The 15,222-nt window shown below is 69.2% G+C and carries 18 protein-coding genes and 1 pseudogene; 12 read left to right on the top strand and 7 right to left on the bottom strand.

Translation table 11 applies throughout. The features are described from left to right. Positions 1 to 25 precede the first annotated feature (25 nt). Together AW271_RS15850 and AW271_RS15845 are read right to left on the bottom strand one after the other, a co-directional pair. Positions 26 to 262, bottom strand: a complete 237-nt coding sequence (locus AW271_RS15850) for a DUF3073 domain-containing protein (protein ID WP_062337444.1) — start codon at positions 260 to 262, stop codon at positions 26 to 28. Between the two features lie 151 nt (positions 263 to 413). After that, positions 414 to 1,499, bottom strand: a complete 1,086-nt coding sequence (locus AW271_RS15845; protein WP_062337443.1) for a Leu/Phe/Val dehydrogenase — start codon at positions 1,497 to 1,499, stop codon at positions 414 to 416. Between the two features lie 127 nt (positions 1,500 to 1,626). On the opposite strand from AW271_RS15845, the gene AW271_RS15840 reads away from it, so the two are divergent. The 6 genes from AW271_RS15840 (at position 1,627) to AW271_RS15815 (ending at position 7,190) form a co-directional block, all read left to right on the top strand. Continuing rightward, the gene (locus tag AW271_RS15840) at positions 1,627 to 2,493 is read left to right on the top strand and encodes a DUF8083 family protein (protein WP_062337441.1); all 867 of its coding nucleotides are present in this window, start codon (positions 1,627 to 1,629) and stop codon (positions 2,491 to 2,493) included. 322 nt (positions 2,494 to 2,815) lie between these two features. Beyond that, positions 2,816 to 3,019, top strand: a complete 204-nt coding sequence (gene bldC, locus AW271_RS15835) for a developmental transcriptional regulator BldC (protein ID WP_013133571.1) — start codon at positions 2,816 to 2,818, stop codon at positions 3,017 to 3,019. Between the two features lie 246 nt (positions 3,020 to 3,265). Next, entirely contained in the window at positions 3,266 to 4,363 is a 1,098-nt protein-coding gene (locus AW271_RS15830) for a LacI family DNA-binding transcriptional regulator (RefSeq protein WP_062337439.1), read from the top strand. A gap of 79 nt (positions 4,364 to 4,442) precedes the next feature. Then, positions 4,443 to 4,682: a hypothetical protein gene (locus AW271_RS15825; protein ID WP_062337437.1), complete on the top strand. Its 240-nt coding sequence runs from the start codon at positions 4,443 to 4,445 to the stop codon at positions 4,680 to 4,682. 93 nt (positions 4,683 to 4,775) lie between these two features. Next, positions 4,776 to 5,603 (top strand): N-acetylmuramoyl-L-alanine amidase, encoded by an 828-nt coding sequence (locus AW271_RS15820; protein WP_062337435.1) that lies wholly within the window; start codon positions 4,776 to 4,778, stop codon positions 5,601 to 5,603. Between the two features lie 15 nt (positions 5,604 to 5,618). Further along, positions 5,619 to 7,190 (top strand): beta-N-acetylhexosaminidase, encoded by a 1,572-nt coding sequence (locus AW271_RS15815; RefSeq protein WP_062337548.1) that lies wholly within the window; start codon positions 5,619 to 5,621, stop codon positions 7,188 to 7,190. Here the strand turns inward: AW271_RS15815 and AW271_RS15810 are convergent. The 4 genes and pseudogenes from AW271_RS15810 to AW271_RS15800 all read right to left on the bottom strand — a co-directional run bounded on the left by AW271_RS15810 (position 7,161) and on the right by AW271_RS15800 (position 9,636). Next, positions 7,161 to 8,225, bottom strand: coding sequence for a quinone-dependent dihydroorotate dehydrogenase (locus AW271_RS15810; RefSeq protein ID WP_062337433.1), 1,065 nt, complete (start codon positions 8,223 to 8,225; stop codon positions 7,161 to 7,163). The genes AW271_RS15815 and AW271_RS15810 overlap by 30 nt on opposite strands. Before the next feature lie 76 nt (positions 8,226 to 8,301). Then, a pseudogene (locus AW271_RS43265) lies at positions 8,302 to 8,493 on the bottom strand (STAS domain-containing protein); the annotation flags it as partial. Between the two features lie 4 nt (positions 8,494 to 8,497). Beyond that, positions 8,498 to 9,217: an ANTAR domain-containing protein gene (locus AW271_RS15805; RefSeq protein WP_063813827.1), complete on the bottom strand. Its 720-nt coding sequence runs from the start codon at positions 9,215 to 9,217 to the stop codon at positions 8,498 to 8,500. 62 nt (positions 9,218 to 9,279) lie between these two features. After that, positions 9,280 to 9,636, bottom strand: a complete 357-nt coding sequence (locus tag AW271_RS15800; RefSeq protein WP_157520885.1) for a GAF domain-containing protein — start codon at positions 9,634 to 9,636, stop codon at positions 9,280 to 9,282. A 160-nt stretch (positions 9,637 to 9,796) separates the two neighbouring features. Here AW271_RS15800 and AW271_RS15795 point away from each other — a divergent pair, with 160 nt between their 5' ends. Further along, positions 9,797 to 10,252, top strand: a complete 456-nt coding sequence (locus tag AW271_RS15795) for a hypothetical protein (protein ID WP_062337428.1) — start codon at positions 9,797 to 9,799, stop codon at positions 10,250 to 10,252. Here the strand turns inward: AW271_RS15795 and AW271_RS15790 are convergent. Further along, the gene (locus AW271_RS15790; protein ID WP_062337426.1) at positions 10,249 to 11,961 is read right to left on the bottom strand and encodes a polysaccharide lyase 8 family protein; all 1,713 of its coding nucleotides are present in this window, start codon (positions 11,959 to 11,961) and stop codon (positions 10,249 to 10,251) included. The two genes, AW271_RS15795 and AW271_RS15790, sit on opposite strands and share 4 nt — an antisense overlap. A 23-nt stretch (positions 11,962 to 11,984) precedes the next feature. Here AW271_RS15790 and AW271_RS15785 point away from each other — a divergent pair, with 23 nt between their 5' ends. The 5 genes from AW271_RS15785 to AW271_RS39720 all read left to right on the top strand — a co-directional run bounded on the left by AW271_RS15785 (position 11,985) and on the right by AW271_RS39720 (position 15,218). Next, positions 11,985 to 12,614: an alpha/beta fold hydrolase gene (locus AW271_RS15785; protein ID WP_062337424.1), complete on the top strand. Its 630-nt coding sequence runs from the start codon at positions 11,985 to 11,987 to the stop codon at positions 12,612 to 12,614. A gap of 221 nt (positions 12,615 to 12,835) precedes the next feature. Next, complete coding sequence (locus tag AW271_RS40725; RefSeq protein WP_062337422.1) at positions 12,836 to 13,021, top strand: BBE domain-containing protein; 186 nt, start codon at positions 12,836 to 12,838, stop codon at positions 13,019 to 13,021. Positions 13,022 to 13,031: 10 nt separating this feature from the next. Further along, positions 13,032 to 13,784 (top strand): neutral zinc metallopeptidase, encoded by a 753-nt coding sequence (locus AW271_RS15775; protein WP_062337420.1) that lies wholly within the window; start codon positions 13,032 to 13,034, stop codon positions 13,782 to 13,784. 13 nt (positions 13,785 to 13,797) lie between these two features. Next, a complete protein-coding gene (locus AW271_RS15770) occupies positions 13,798 to 14,544 on the top strand; it encodes a neutral zinc metallopeptidase (RefSeq protein WP_062337418.1) in 747 nt (248 codons plus the stop codon). Between the two features lie 305 nt (positions 14,545 to 14,849). Further along, complete coding sequence (locus AW271_RS39720) at positions 14,850 to 15,218, top strand: hypothetical protein (protein WP_157554213.1); 369 nt, start codon at positions 14,850 to 14,852, stop codon at positions 15,216 to 15,218. Positions 15,219 to 15,222: the final 4 nt, after the last annotated feature.

Below are 15,222 nucleotides of genomic sequence, written 5' to 3'. Positions count from 1 at the left end.
TGATCAACGCTGGGTCAGGTGCCGCTCAACGACGGCCCCCGGATGAGGAGTCGTCCTCATCATCCTCGTCATCGACGTTGGCGTAGTCGGCGTACCGCTCGGCCAACTCGTCATAAGGGTCGGGTTCGTCTGTGCGGTCGGAATCGACATGCTCCTCGACTCCGAGCTCCGCGCGCAGGCGCTCAAGATCGGTGCCGCCGCTGTTGTACTTCAGCTGGCGGGCAACCTTGACCTGCTTGGCCTTGGCTCGGCCGCGCCCCATTGGCTCGACCCCCTCATGCGGGGTCGTGCCCGACCCCTCGTCGCTAACGCACCACGCACTGACGCCACCTGACTTTGGACGTCAGCCATTCGTTCGCCTACAACCGTACCTGTTTTGCGCCCCGCTCGGTACGCCGTATGCGCGTCGGCGGTCACCGGCCCAGCCAAATACCCCTAAGCCGTCCGACTTCCGACATTCTGCGCTCCGCCAGCCTATCTGCTGCGACGGCCGGTGGAACGCCTTCGTCATCGGCGATGGCGAAGATTTTCAGGGTCGTGTCGAAGATCTGACCCGCCCGCGCCTTCGCCCTGTCCATGTCGAATCCGGCGATCTCATCAGCGACCTGGATCACTCCCCCCGAATTCACCAAGTAGTCGGGGGCGTACAGGATGCCGCGGTCGGCGAGTTGCTTCTCGACCCCGGGGTGGGCGAGCTGGTTGTTGGCCCCGCCGCAGACGATCTTGGCCCGGAGTTCGGCCACGGCCGTGTCGTCGAGCGCGCCGCCGAGGGCGCAGGGGGCATACACGTCGAGGTCGCTCCGCTTCAGGGCCGCGGCGTCGGCGACGACCTCGACCTGGGGATGGCGCTGGCGGATGCGGCCGACCGCGAGCTCGTCGACGTCGCAGACGACGACCTCGCCGCCCTCGTCGAGAATGTGTTCCACCAGCCGGTGACCCACCTTGCCGACCCCCTCGACGCCCACCCGGCGGCCGCGCAGGGAGGTCTCGCCGAAGGCGTGCCGGGCGGCGGCGCGCATGCCCTGGTAGACGCCGTAGGCGGTGAGGATCGAGCTGTCGCCGGCGCCGCCGTTGGCCGGGGTGCGGCCGGTGACGTAGGAGCACTCGCGGGCGATGACGTCCATGTCCTCGCTGTAGGTGCCCACGTCACAGGCGGTGTAGTAGCGCCCGCCGAGCGACTGGACGAACTTGCCGTAGGCGCGCAGCAGGGCCTCGGACTTGTCGGTCGCGGGATCGCCGATGATCACCGCTTTGCCGCCGCCGTGGTCGAGGCCGGCGAGCGCGTTCTTGTACGCCATCGCCCGCGACAGGTTCAGCACGTCGGCCAGCGCGGCGGATTCGTCCGGGTAGGGATAGAAACGTGTTCCACCCAGGCCGGGGCCGAGGGCGGTGTTGTGGATGGCGATGATCGCGTAGAGGCCGGACTTGTCGTCGGCGCAGAACACGACCTGTTCGTGACGGGTCTGATCCTTGTGGGAAAGCCCGAAGACGTCGGTCACTTTGGTGACTCCTGATCGTCTCTGTCCGCCGCCCCGTTGCGGCGGTTCCACTTCCAGCGTAGCGACGATCATGGATTACGGAACGCCGCCCAATGCGTGACGCGGCGTGGCATGGCACGATGCCGTTGTGCTGCCCTACGCCGCGTATCTCCGCGTCTATGAGCCGCTGAGCGCCTTCTCCGAGCAGGATCGCCTTCGGTGGAACGCCTATGCCCAGAATCCGCGGCGGCCCCGCCGTGCGGGCGCCCTCGCGGTGGAGCACGAGGAGTCACTACGCCGGCTCTTGCGGGTCCCGCCCGCCCCGGCGCCGGCGGCGGAGAGTCACAACGCCTATCTGCGCCGGGTCGACGGCGTCCTCTACGTCTGCCCGTGGCAGACCCGGCTGCGGTCGTGGCTGGCCTTCGCCTCGTGGCGGGGCAGCCTGCCGACCAAGCTGGCCAACCGGTTCGTGCCCCCGCCGGTGGCGGAGCACACCGCCGACGAGTTCGACGCCTTCAAGCGCGGCGAGCCCTCGCTGCGCACCCACATCATGACCAGCACCTGGCACGTGCCGACCCCCTGGTTCGTGCCGTTCGACTCCGCCGAGCGCTGGCTGGTGCTGCGCGGCGAGCAGGAGCCCGAGTCGTCCACCGGCGTGACCATGGCCCCGGCCAGGAACATGCTCTACGTCACCTCGATGGCCCAGGCCAGGAAGCGGGTGGCCCGCGCCCTGGTGGTCATCCGCCGTCACGTGGGCGACGTCGACACGCTGACCGACGTCGAGGAAGTGGGCCGCTGGCTCGAGGAGTTCCACCCCCACTCGCTGGTGGAGCTCGATTACGGCGGCATCGTCCACCTCATGGACGACGAGACCCTGCAGGCCGACCAGTCGGTCGCCGAGCTGGCCGCCGCTCTCACGGGTTTGGACAACGGTCAGGAAGAACTTGCCTTCGCCATGTACCAGCGGGTGATCCTCCGCTGGCGGTCGGTGCAGAGCCTCGAATCGGCTAACTGACCGTAATCACCCGACGCTGACCTGCAACATTGGGTCAGGAGATGCACGATCTCACAACTGCGAACTGAGTAGTTTGCCGTTTTCACTGCGATACCACGAAACGTGTCGCTAGAATCACCGAGCGTGACATCAACACGTGGTCGAGACGTTGTGCCCAGAGGGCTCGCCAATCGCGCTACGTGGCTGTATGGTCACATCGGGTGATGCCGCAAATGGTCCGTGAAACCGCACGTTATGGATCATTGAGGGACATCCCGTGACAAGCGCAGATATAAGTCGCAGGATCGCTGTCGCCGGTCCACACGGAGGAGAGGCCGCACAAATGTCAGCTCGTACACCCGAGGCAGAGCCACTGCTCACCCCGGCGGAGGTCGCAACGATGTTCCGGGTCGACCCCAAGACCGTCACGCGGTGGGCGAAGGCCGGCAAGTTGACGTCCATCCGCACGCTCGGTGGGCACCGGCGTTACCGGGAGACCGAGGTGAGGGCGCTGCTGGCGGGGATTCCGCAGCAGCGTTCGGAGTAACGCAGCGGGGGGTCGCAACCACGAGGGGGATGGCGCGCTCGCGTGAGTGAGCGCGTCCAACAGCCGCACACCTGCAGTAGGGGTGTGGAAAGGCGCCGCCCGCCCGGCGCCAACCCTCACGGTTCCGTGGCCCCTCCCGCTTCGTCCTGACAGCTTTCTCAAGGATCGAGACAAGTCGGCCGTACCTTATTCGGCTCTCGATCGTTCTTCTTGGCAGGTGCACATCCGCGCATCGTGGGGAGAACCATGTCAGGACCGTCCATGCAGACCACTGCCCGGCGCGACATCGCGGTACCCGGACCTACCGGACTCGACGGATTCAGTCCACGGCCACGGCCGACGATTCGCAACGTAGCCGAGCGCGCGGGCGTCTCTAAGTCCCTGGTCTCGCTGGTCCTTCGCGGCTCACCTCATGTGAGCGAACATCGCCGGGAGGCGGTTCTGCAGGCGGCCAGGGAGCTGGGATACCGGCCCAACGCCGTCGCCCGCAGTCTCGTCGAAGGCCGCACACATCTGGTCGGGGCCCTCGTCGCCGACCTGCACAACCCGTTCTACGCCGAGTTCCTCGACGGCCTCCAGGAGAGCCTCCACGGTGAGGGCCTGCGGTTGCTCATCGGCTCCGGCCGGTTCGACCCGGCGTTCGAGGACGAAGCCGTCGAGGCCTTCCTCGAACTGCGCGTCGACGGGCTGGTGCTGCTGGGTGTCGCCCCGTCCAGCGACACGCTGGCCGAGGCCGCCGCCTACACGCCCACCGTCGTCGTCGGTGAACGCGACGTCGACCTCGAGAGCGTCGACATCGTGGTCGACGACGACCAGCTCGGCGCGCGTCTGGCGGTCGACCATCTGGTCGAGCTCGGACACCGCCGGATCGCCCACATCGAGGGCGCCCCCTCCTCCGCGGCCCGCTGCCGCTGCGAGGGTTATCTGGTGGCCATGCGCCGTCACGCGCTGGCGCCGTACATCATGGTCGAGCACGGCGACTTCACCGAAGAGGGCGGCCGCCGCGCGGCGCTGGCCCTGCTCGAGCGCGACCCCCGGCCGACCGCCATCTTCGCCGCCAACGACGTCGTCGCCCTCGGGGTGCTCACCGCCGCCAGCGAACTCGGGCTGCGGGTCCCCGAAGACCTGTCGGTCGTCGGCTACGACAACACCCACCTGGCCGCCGTCCACCACATCTCGCTGACCTCGGTCGACCAGCCGCGCCGCGCGATGGGCCGCTCGGCCGCCGCGCTGCTCAGCGACCGGATCTCCGAGCCCGGCAAGAACTCCCGCCTGCGCCAGGTGACGCCGCAGCTGATCACCCGCCGCAGCACTGGTCCCGCGCCAAAGGATTCCCAAAGCTAGGTCAACCGGTCCGGCGTCGGGTCACGGTCCGTGTTGACTCGGGCCACGACGCCGGACGGTGAAGATCTGGGGGAATTCAATGCGTGATCCTGAGTTGGTCTCCTGTGCCCAGCGCGCGGCGGCCGAACTCGAACGGGCCTGGGGCCACTGGCGCCACTCCCGGGGCCGCGCCGAGGCGGGCGACGAATCCGTGGCCAGCTACGTGGCGCATTCGATCGACCACCCGTGGGGCCGTCCCCGGGTCGTGCTCGGTCTCGACGCCGAGGAGGCCCGCGAACTGGCGGCCCTGCTGCAGGTCCAGGACCTGAGCTCTGGGTGATTTGCATCCTTTACTCACATAACGGCCAGGTCACGGCCAGGGAACGCGTAGGTTGGGTGCTTGTAGTGCCCGCCTGCGAGAGGACCCACCGTGATGAAGACTCGTCCGGCGCTCGCCGCCGCCGCTCTGGCCGTGATCGGTCTGGGGACCGCCGCGTGCGGTGGCGGGGTGGCCGCGGGTGCCGAGTCTGCCCCGGCCGCCGTCGCCAAGACCACGGCCTCTGAGGCGGTCGCCGCGCCCGCCCAGGCGCAGGCGCCGGCCAAGGCGCTCAAGGGCAAGGTCATCGTGATCGACCCGGGCCACAACGGCGGCAACTACAAGCGCCCCGACGTCATCAACAAGCAGGTCGACGTGCTGACGCAGAAGAAGGCCTGCGACACGACCGGCACCGCGACCAACGACGGCTACTCGGAGGCCGCGTTCACCTGGGACGTCTCGGTCCGCCTCGCCAAGCTGCTGCGGGCCGAGGGCGCCACGGTCAAGATGACCCGCGAGAACAACACCGGCGTCGGGCCGTGCATCACCCAGCGCGCCGCGATCGGCAACAAGGCCAAGGCCGACCTGGCGATCTCGATCCACGCCGACGGCGCGGGCTCGACCAGCCACGGCTTCCACGTCATCATGCCGAAGAAGATCAACGGCCCGGTCGACCCGGTGGTCGCCAAGTCGGCCAAGCTCGGCCTCGCCGTGCGCAACGCCGTGAAGAAGCAGACCGGCATGCCCTACGCCAACTACATCGGCAAGAACGCCCTCGACTACCGCTCCGACCTGGGCGGGCTGAACCTGTCGACGGTGCCGAAGGTCTTCATCGAGTCGGGCAACATGCGCAACGCCGGCGACGCCGCCAAGATGAAGAGCTCCTCGTGGCGGCAGGAGCTCGCCGAGGCGCTGGCGGGCAGCTTCCAGACCTACCTGAAGTAGCCCATGATCGAGGGCATGCGCCACTTCCTGCCTGCCCCCCGGTCCGTCGATCTCCTCCCGGGCGCGTTCCGGCTCGCGCCCGGTTTCGGCGTCGCCGGAGACCTCGCCGACCCGGTCAGGCGGGCGCTCGCGACCCTCGGCCCCGTCGCCGGCGACCACCCGGTCTCGGTACGCCGCCACGGCGCCCCCGAGTCGTGCACGCTGACCGTGACGGCCGACGGCGTCGAGATCGTCGCGGGCGACGCCGCGGGCGCCTTCTACGCCGCGCAGACGTTGCGCCAGCTGCTCCCCCACGACGCCTTCCGCGCCGTTTCGCCGCTTTCCGCATACGACGTGCCGTGCGTCCGGGTCGAGGACGCTCCGGCGCTCTCGTGGCGCGGCGCGCACCTGGACGTCTCCCGGCACTTCCTGCCCAAGCACGACGTGCTGCGGATGATCGACCTGCTGGCGATGCACAAGCTCAACCGGCTGCACCTGCACCTGGCCGACGACCAGGGCTGGCGGGTCGAGTCGCGGGCCTATCCGCGCCTGCACGAGATCGGCTCCCACCGCGCCCAGACGATCACCTCGCGCAAGGGCGAGCCCGAGACCTACGACGCGACCCCCCACGGCGGCTTCTACACGCTCGACGATCTGCGGGAGATCGCGGCCTATGCCCGGGATCGGGCGGTCACGGTCGTGCCGGAGATCGACGTTCCGGGCCACGCGTCGGCGATCCTGGCCGCCTACCCGGAGTTCGGCGCCGACCCGGCGCAGCGGCACCGGGTCCTGGAGCGGTGGGGCATCTCCCCCGCGATCCTCGCCCCGCTGCCGAAGACGATCGACTTCCTGGCCACGGTCGTCGACGAGATCCTCGGCGCGCTCGGCGACACCCCGTTCTTCCACATCGGCGGCGACGAGTGCGTGCTGGACGCCTGGGCCGCGTCCACCGAGATCACGGCCTTCCAGCGGGAGCAGGGCCTGGCCACGCCCGCCGACCTGCACGCCTGGTTCCTGCGGCGGCTGGCCGACCTGCTGGCCGAGCGGGGCAGCCGGGCGGTGGTGTGGGACGAGGCGTTCGTCAGCGGCAGGTTGCGCGAGGACACGATCGTGATGCCCTGGCGGGGCATGAACGTCGCCCGGCGGGCCGCCGCCGCAGGCCATGACGTGGTGCTCACGCCGGTGTTCCCGCTCTACTTCGACTACGCCGAGGCCGCCTCGGCCGACGAACCGGCCGCGCTGGGCGAGACCATCACCGTGGCCGACGTCGCCGCCTTCGACGTCTCGGGCCACCTGGGCGCGCAGTTCCAGTTGTGGTCGGAGCACATCCCCGACGGCCGCACCCTCGACTACAAGGCGTGGCCCCGGGGCTGCGCGATGGCCGAGATCGCCTGGACGGGCCGCCCGGCCGCCCCTGACTTCCCGGGCCGCCTGGAACACCATCTCGGCCGCCTCGACGCCGTGGGCGTCAACTACCGCCCGCTCGACGGCCCGAAGCCGTGGCAGCGCTCACGCCCCCACACCCCGGGCCGGAACGACGTGGCCGCCGTCATGCGCCATCTCGACCGGCTGACGTTGTCAGCCGACTCGACCCGCCCGAGCATGTAGGTCGCGTACCGAAGAGAGACCGTGGCGACGCAGCCGGCGGGACAACTGCCGGTTGATGTCCCAGGCCCACAGCGGGCCGCCGTAGATCAGGCCGGTGTAGCCCTGGACCAGCGTGGCGCCGGCCAGCAGGCGCTCCCAGACGTCGTCGACGTCCTCGACGCCGCCCACCGAGACCAGCACCAGGCGGTCGCCGACCTTGGCGTGGAGGCGGCGCAGCACCTCGAGTGACCGGTCTTTCAGCGGACGGCCGGACAGGCCGCCGGTCTCGGTGCTGGAGACGCCCGCGCGGCTGATCGTGGTGTTGGTCGCGATGATGCCGGCCAGGCCCAGCTCGGCGGCGAGTTCGGCGACCTCGTCGATGTCCTCGTCGGCCAGGTCGGGGGCGATCTTCACCAGCAGCGGGGTGCGGCCGGCGACCGCCTTGACCTCGGTCAGCAGCGGGCGCAGCAGGTCGACCGCCTGCAGGTTGCGCAGCCCCGGCGTGTTGGGCGAGGAGACGTTGACGACCAGGTAGTCGGCCAGCCCGGCGAGCACCCGGGCGCTGGCGACGTAGTCGCGGGTCGCCTCCTCCTCGGGCACGACCTTGGTCTTGCCGATGTTCACCCCGACCACCGCGGGCACCCCGCGGACCCGCTTCAACCGCCGGGCGGCCATCTTGGCGCCCTCGTTGTTGAAGCCCATCCGGTTGATGATCGCCTTCTCCGGGACCAGCCGGAACAGGCGCGGGCGGGCGTTGCCGGGCTGGGCGTGAGCCGTGATCGTGCCGACCTCGACGTGGCCGAAGCCCAGCGCGCTCAGCGCCGGGACACACTCGGCGTTCTTGTCGAACCCGGCCGCGAGCCCGAACGGCGTCGGGAAGTGCACCCCGAACGCCCGGACCCGGAGGGACTCGTCACGGGGGGCCAGAACGGCGTGGAGGATCCGCTTCACGACCGGCAGGACCGACAGGGTCGCGAGCAGTCGGATCGTCAGATGGTGGATCTTCTCCGCGTCGGTGCGGCGCAGGACCCACGTGAAGAACATTCGGTACGACATCACCGGCCAGCGTATCCACTTCGACGTACCGGTCGAAGTCGAGCAGCCGCAACAACCGGAGCACCCCCTCGGGCGGGTTCGCGATGGAGACCCGCCCGCGGGCCCTGCGGTGCGCCCAGAGCAGGGTCCGGGCGCCCGCGACGTCGATGAACGTCACCTTGGCCAGGTCGAGCCGCAGATGCGCGGCCCGCCCGGCCCTCCAGACGGCGCGGCGGAGTTCCACGGCGCCGAAGACGTCGAGATCACCTTGCAGGATGATCGTGGTCATCAGGTCAGATCGCGTGGTCCGGATCTCCACGACCCTGTTCCCCGAGCAGTTCGGCGGCCAGATCGGCAACCCTCCGGCGACTGTCCCTGGCCTGTTTGCGCAGGCCCGTGAAGGCCTGGCTGGCGGTCAGGTCATGCTTTCCCATCAGGTAGCCGATGGCCCGTTCGATGACCACTCGGTAGTCGAGCGCGTATTGGAGCTGGTCGGCGAGCTGGGACTTCTCCTCCGCCTCGACGGCGGCGGCGATGACCTGCTCGATCACATGGGCGTAGGCGTGCAACGCCTCGGTGTCGGACTCCTCCCAGTCGTGGGTGGTGTCCTGGTAGACGTTGAGCGTTCCGACGGGCTCTCCGCCGAGACGCACCGGCACCCCCGCGACGGCCCGCACATCGGGGTGCAGCAGCGCCGCGAGATCGGGCCAGCGGTCGTCCTTCCGGACGTCGTACGTGGTCACGGCGTCGTCCGTCGTGTACGCGGCCACACAGGGCCCCGCCTGGACGGTCGCCTGGGCGTGTTCGAGGCTGCGTCCCGCCTCGTCGGTGGCGAACAGGTATCGCAGGGTGCGATCGGGGTCGGCGAACATCAGGCCGGCCCCGGAATATCCGAAGATCCGGTCGACGACCTGGACGATCCGCTCAAGGTGGTACACGATCCCGGTCGCCGGAGCGGCCTTCTGCATTCGCCGCAGGCTCGCGACGAGCGCTTCTGGATCGATATGGGTCATTCCGTATCCTCCCGTGAACCTCACCTGTGCGCCGGCGCGGTCGTGGAGAGGTAGCTTCGTGGTCATCTCACCTGCCCAGAGGCGGAGGACTCAGTCCTGCCCCCGGCCATGGCTTCCAGAGCGACGACGACGAGCTCGCCCAGACGCGCGCCTTTTTCCACCTCGGAACGGCTCCACTCGTGACGCTCGTGCGTGTAGAGAGTGAGCTCCCCGATGACTTCTCGGCCCTCGACCAGGGGAACGGACAGGGCCGAGCAGCCCGCGCGTTCAAGCACCCAGCCGTCTTCGTCGGTGGCTCCGATCATGCGGAGCCGATCGGAGTCGTCGAGCAGGCGAAGGGCGGCCCCGTCGACCCCGGACAGGTCGGCGACACCTTGCAGCACATTGGCGAGCAGGAACTCAACGCCGGGCCCCGACACGTAGCCACCCCAATGAAATGAGAAAAGGCCCGCGGACACACGGCGGATTCACTGCTGGCCAAGCGTAGTGGCCTCTCTTGATCGCGACTAGCCCAACTCAGGTTTTTCGCCCGAACCGTTCGGCATCGGTGTGCGTTTCAGGGGCATGTTGCGTCGAATAGTGATCTCTCTCACCCTCGTCCTGGGCGCCCTCGTCTTCGGGGCGACGCCGTCCTACGCCTGCAGTTGCATGCCCCCCGAGGTGCCCCGGCACCTGAAGGACTCGGCGCTGGTGTTCACCGGCACCGCCAAGGCGGTGAAACGGCCGAAGGACCGGTGGGACCCGGTGAAGCCGGTCGTGTACACCTTCCGGGTCGACCATGCGTACAAGGGAAAGCCGAAGGCCGTCGTCACGGTCAGCACGCACACGCAGTCGGCCGCCTGTGGCACCCACTTCTCGCGGGGCGCGCGGTATCTGGTGTTCGCCTACAAGTGGGAGGGCCGGCTGAGCACGAACCTGTGCTCCCCCAACATGAAGGTCGCCCACGGCAAGGGGCCCATCACGGTGGCCGACCTGCCCAAGGGGGCCGATCCGAAGACGATCAAACAGCTCGGCAAGCCCAAGAAGGTGCGTTAGCCCTGCGGCTCGGCGACCAGTGAGCGGCCCGGCCGGTAGAGGATCGCCGACGGCTCGGTGACCGTGATGCCGGCGACCGTGCCGGGCCGCCAGAAGTTCACGGCGGTCAGGTCGCCGGCGGTGACGGCCTGCCACGCCGGCGTGTTGGCCACGACGGTGACCCGGGCCGCCATCGTGGCGGCCAGGTCGGCGTTGGGCAGCAGTGTGTAGAAGTAGGCGGCGTCGGTCGGGTCGGTGCCGTGGTCGAACCAGAGCGTGGTGTATTCGCCCTGGTGGACGCGGAGTGAGCCGTCGAACAGGTAGCCGCCGTGCCCCTCCAGGTGGGCCCAGCCGTCGCCGACGGTCAGCCGGGCGCGGGTGCGGCGGTTGTCGACGATCGTCTCGACCGGCACGCCGTCACGGCAGGTGATTCCTGCGCCCAGGCAGACCACCATGTCGTCGAGGAAGATCCACGACTTGCGGGCCTCCAGGGTGCTCTCCAGGCCGAAGAGGTGCTGTCCGACGGTGGCGTGCACACCGTCGGACGCCCCGCCGACCCACCGCGCGGGCGGGCAGTTCTCGCCCCAGGCGCCGCCCGCGCCGTCGGGCAGCCGTTTGGTGGAGACCGTGGTGCCGGGCAGGCGGTAGGGGTCGACGGTGTGCCAGAAGTCGCCCGAGTAGTGGTCGCCGTGGCCCTCGCCCCACCAATAGAGCATTCCGGCCCCGGTGTGCCAGCCGCGCAGGTTCTCGCCGTTGCCGTGCTCGTAGTGGGCGACCCGGTGGGAGGCCATGCTGAGCGCGGCCACCCAGCCCTCGCGCCGGTGCACCGCGCGGGCGCTCGCCGGCATCAGCCGGTGGCCGGCGGGCGGTTTCGCGATCAGCTCCCGCCAGCGATCCCGTCGGGTCGCGGGCGCCGACTCGCCGAGCAGGTCGAGCGCGTCGGTGAACGCGCGGGCCCTTCTCCGGTCTCCGTACGGCCTGCGCGCGATCGCCCGCCCGCTGACCAGGTCCATCATCCGGCCCTCGTGGAGGAAGGGCAGGAAGGAGTGTTCGACGCTCTCGAAGACGTTCTGGAGGGCCGGGTCGGTGATCTCCCACGGGGTGCCGCGCAACGTTCTGAGGATCGCGCCGATCCCGTGGAGCATCGACGCCCCGTAGGTGCCCTGGTAGGGGACGGTCGAGTGCTGGATGAACGACCCGTCGCGGTAGAGGCCGTCGCCGCCGGTGACGTACCGGAAGACCGGAGAGAGCGCCCCGGCGGCGCGGGAGATCTTTCGCGGGTCGCCCGCCAGGATGCCGTTGAGCAGCGTGACCAGGCACAGGTCGGTGCGGTTGGCGGCGGTGCTGGTGCCCCGGTAGAACTGCAGCCGCCACGGCCGCACGAAGTGGTCGACCGCCGCGATCAGGTCGTCGTGGCGGTGGCCGACGAGGATCGCCAGGTCGAGCAGCAGCTTGGGCGCCCCGATCTCCCAGTTCCACCAGTTCCCGGTCTTGACCGCACCGGCGTGGTAGACCTCGCCGACCGCCCGGTCGATCGAATCGGCGACCTTCCTCTTGAGCGCCGGATCGCCCGTCAGGCGGAACTCCCGGGCCATGGCGTGCTCCGGCGACGACGGCTCGCCCCGCGACGAGACGGCCAGCCAGTTGCGCTCCAGCGTCGGCCAGGCGGCCTCGCGGCCCCCGGTCGCCGGCAGCAGAACCCCGGCCAGGAAGCCGCGCCGCGAGAGCATGCGCTCCACCTTAGGGTAGAAGCATGCGCACTTACGTTCTAATACCCGGCGGCGGCGCCGGGCCCGGCTACTGGAGCCGGCTGGCGCCCCTGCTCGACGGCGAGGTGATCGCCCTCGACCTGCCGACCGCCGACCCGGCGGCGGGCGTGCCCGAATACGCCGACCTCGCCGTCGAGGCCGTCGGCGACCGAGACGACGTCGTCGTGGTGGCCCACTCGCTGGGCGGCCTGACCGCCCCCCTGGTCGCCGCCCGCGTCCCGGCGCGCGCGATCGTGCTGCTCACCGCGATCGTCACCAGACCCGGCGAGACCGGCGGCGAATGGTGGGAGAACACCGGCCACAACGCCCTCGGCATCGACTCCTCCGACGAGAAGGCCGTCTTCTACAACGGCGTCGACCCCGAGGGCATCGCGATCGGCGACGCCGCCGTCCGCGACCAGTCGTTCACCCCGTTCGACGCCGTCGGCCAGGCGTGGCCCGACGTGCCGGTCAGGTTCCTGTTCTGTACGGAGGACCGCTTCTTCCCCATCGACTTCATGCGCCGCATGGTCGCCGACCGGCTGCCGAACGCGGTCACGGGAGAGGTGCCGGCCGGCCACATGCCGATGCTGAGCCACCCGAAGGAGGTGGCCGACTTCATCAACCGCTCCTGAGGGTTCGAACTCGGTTGATGTACGAGCTCATCACCCCCACTCATGACGACTACAACGCAACGAGAAGAGTGTGGAACCGGGCGTCGACCGACGTCCGGCCGCGATCGCCCACGCCCGGTCACACGACCTGGAGGTCGCGGTCAGAGGCGGCGGCGTGGGCGGGCCGACCCTGGGCGGCGGCAACTCGAGCCTGGCCGGCCGGCGCTTCGGGCACAGCCCCCGTGACCTGGGCAGACGACCTCTGGCAGGCGACGCGCGGCCAGCCGGTGGGGGCCGAGGTCAACCATCTGGCCGAGGAGGACGTGCGGCTGGCGTACGGCGACAACCTGCCGTGGCTGACCGAACTGAAGCGCAAATGGGATCCCGAGAACATATTCCACCTCAACCAGAATGTGTCGCCCACCTAGGATCGCCTTTGTGCGTTTAACCCCATTCGTCACCGTCCTCGCCTCACTGCTGGTCGTGGGAGCGGCCCCGGCGAACGCCTACCCGATCGACGACCGCGCCCTGACCCAGAACGCGCTCTATCGAACGGGCCGGCTCGCACCGGTCGACTGCCCCGAACCCCCGTTACGCGACGGCGACGCGGCCTCGGCCCGCACCTACGCGATCACGGTGGCGAGCTGCCTCAACGAAGCGTGGGGTGCGCACTTCCGCAAGAACGGCCTGCCCTTCACCCCCGTGAAGATCAGCTTCCAGACGAGGCCGAAAGCGTTCTGCGGACGCAAGTGGGGCGACGCCGCCGGCCGCTACTGCGACTCGCAGCGGCGCTTCATGGTGCTGCTCGACCGCGACGCCCTGGTCGACTCGTCGAACCTCTACCTCTACCTCGTGATCGCCCACGAGTTCGGCCACCACATCCAGAACCTCACGGGCATGGCCGACGCCTACCGCACCCACCCCTACCACTCCAAAGCCGAGCTCTACCAGCAGATCCGCCGCAACGAACTCCAGGCCGAATGCCTGGCAGGGGTGTTCTTCGGCGCGGTCTGGCCGACGCTCGGCCGCAGCGACGCCGACTGGCAGTACCTGCGCGAGCTCGACGGCACCGGCCACAGCCGCACCCACGGCCGGGGCAAGAACGTGCTGGGCTGGCTCGACCGGGGCTTCGCGACCCGCAAGCCGGGGGCCTGCAACACCTGGACCGCCAAAACCGCCAAAGTCGCCTGACGAACTGGATGAGATGCGCGCACTCTTACTCTCCCTGCTCCTGGTCGGCGGCACCGCCTACCCCGTCGACGACCCCGTCCTGACCGGCAACCTGCTCTACCGGGCCGGCCCGATGGCCGACGTCGACTGCCCGGAGAAACCCGTCGCCGTCGGCAACCGCGACCTGACCAGGAAGTACGTCCGGTCGATCGTCGACTGCATGAACACCGCGTGGTCCGACCTCATGGGCCGGGTCGGGGTGCCGATGCCCCCGGCGACCGCGGGTTTCGTCAACCGCCCCCAGGTGCGGTGCGGGGTGACGTGGCGGCAGGGCATCCAGGGCCAGTACTGCCCCGCCGACCGCCGCTTCGACGTCCTGCTCGACCAGCGCCTGCTGGCCACCCCCCGCGACCTCAGCACCTTCCTGCTGACCGCCCACGAGTACGGCCACCACGTCCAGCACATGACGGGCATCCTGTGGGCCGAGGTCAACCTCCCGACCTTCGGCCAGGCCGAGGAACTGGAGCGCTCCCGGCGCATCGAACTGCAGGCCGAGTGCCTGGCCGGGGTGTTCATGGGCAGCGCGTGGAGATCGCTGAACCGGCCCTCCGCCGACCTGCGGGAGCTGCGGCGCATGATGACCGTCGACGACGACGGGGGCGGCATCAACGGCAGCCACGGCTCCCCGCGCAACCGGAAGTCGTGGTTCACGCGTGGTTTCGAGTCGCGGGACGCCAGGACGTGCAACACCTTCAGCGCGAACGAGCCGAGAGTCGGCTGATCTACGCCGCCCGGGCCGCTGCTCACGTCTCTTCCAAAGCGGCCGTCCTTTACCTATGTCACCGTCGGCATGTCCGCAAAAGTACGACGTGCGGCAGTTCCCGGCCGTTTTCCTGAGGGCGGAGCACTGGGTGCTCCAAACGCCGGTATGCCTGATCGGCACTTCGAATGCGCGCGCAAACGCCCGCGCCTAGCGCGCGCCCGCGCTTGGGCAAATCTCCCTCGCAGTGCCTGGACGCTGTTCTTCGGCGGTGCAAACGATGGAGGTGTATCACGAGCGTCAGGCGAACACAGGAGGAGACGGTTATGGACGGTGCACGAATCGCGCGATGGAGCGCGGGAGTCCTCGGGGGGTCGGCCATACTGCTCGCGCCCGTATCGACGGCCACGGCCGCCCAGCACACGGCCGGTGTCTCGTCGTCTCCTGCCTCGACCGCTCAGTATGCGGCGAGTGCCTCGACGATGACACCGACGAGCCCGTCGCCCGCCAAGAAGGATCCCCCTCACGACAAGAAGAAAGACAAAAAGAAGGACAAGAAGAAGGGTAAGTGGAATAAGCACAACAAGAAGGGCAAGTGGGAGAAGTACGACAAGAAAAAGGACAAGAAGCACGGCAAGTGGGACAAGTACGATAAGAAGAATAAGAAGACCGACACGTACATCAACATCGTGTGAGCGA

Origin of the sequence: Herbidospora sakaeratensis, from assembly GCF_001570525.1 — a bacterium.
Classification (GTDB): Bacteria; Actinomycetota; Actinomycetes; order Streptosporangiales; family Streptosporangiaceae; genus Herbidospora; species Herbidospora sakaeratensis.
Note: the sequence above shows the minus strand (reverse complement) of the source record. Positions and strands in the feature narration are given on the sequence as shown.

Bases quoted from the DNA above. Each gene is read 5' to 3' on its own strand.
- AW271_RS15850 (WP_062337444.1), bottom strand. From the start codon at position 262: ATGGGGCGCGGCCGAGCCAAGGCCAAGCAGGTCAAGGTTGCCCGCCAG.
- bldC (WP_013133571.1), top strand. From the start codon at position 2,816: ATGTCAGCTCGTACACCCGAGGCAGAGCCACTGCTCACCCCGGCGGAG.
- AW271_RS15830 (WP_062337439.1), top strand. From the start codon at position 3,266: ATGTCAGGACCGTCCATGCAGACCACTGCCCGGCGCGACATCGCGGTA.
- AW271_RS15825 (WP_062337437.1), top strand. From the start codon at position 4,443: ATGCGTGATCCTGAGTTGGTCTCCTGTGCCCAGCGCGCGGCGGCCGAA.
- AW271_RS15820 (WP_062337435.1), top strand. From the start codon at position 4,776: ATGAAGACTCGTCCGGCGCTCGCCGCCGCCGCTCTGGCCGTGATCGGT.
- AW271_RS15815 (WP_062337548.1), top strand. From the start codon at position 5,619: ATGCGCCACTTCCTGCCTGCCCCCCGGTCCGTCGATCTCCTCCCGGGC.
- AW271_RS15810 (WP_062337433.1), bottom strand. From the start codon at position 8,225: ATGTCGTACCGAATGTTCTTCACGTGGGTCCTGCGCCGCACCGACGCG.
- AW271_RS15805 (WP_063813827.1), bottom strand. From the start codon at position 9,217: ATGACCCATATCGATCCAGAAGCGCTCGTCGCGAGCCTGCGGCGAATG.
- AW271_RS15790 (WP_062337426.1), bottom strand. From the start codon at position 11,961: ATGCTCTCGCGGCGCGGCTTCCTGGCCGGGGTTCTGCTGCCGGCGACC.
- AW271_RS15785 (WP_062337424.1), top strand. From the start codon at position 11,985: ATGCGCACTTACGTTCTAATACCCGGCGGCGGCGCCGGGCCCGGCTAC.
- AW271_RS15770 (WP_062337418.1), top strand. From the start codon at position 13,798: ATGCGCGCACTCTTACTCTCCCTGCTCCTGGTCGGCGGCACCGCCTAC.
- AW271_RS39720 (WP_157554213.1), top strand. From the start codon at position 14,850: ATGGACGGTGCACGAATCGCGCGATGGAGCGCGGGAGTCCTCGGGGGG.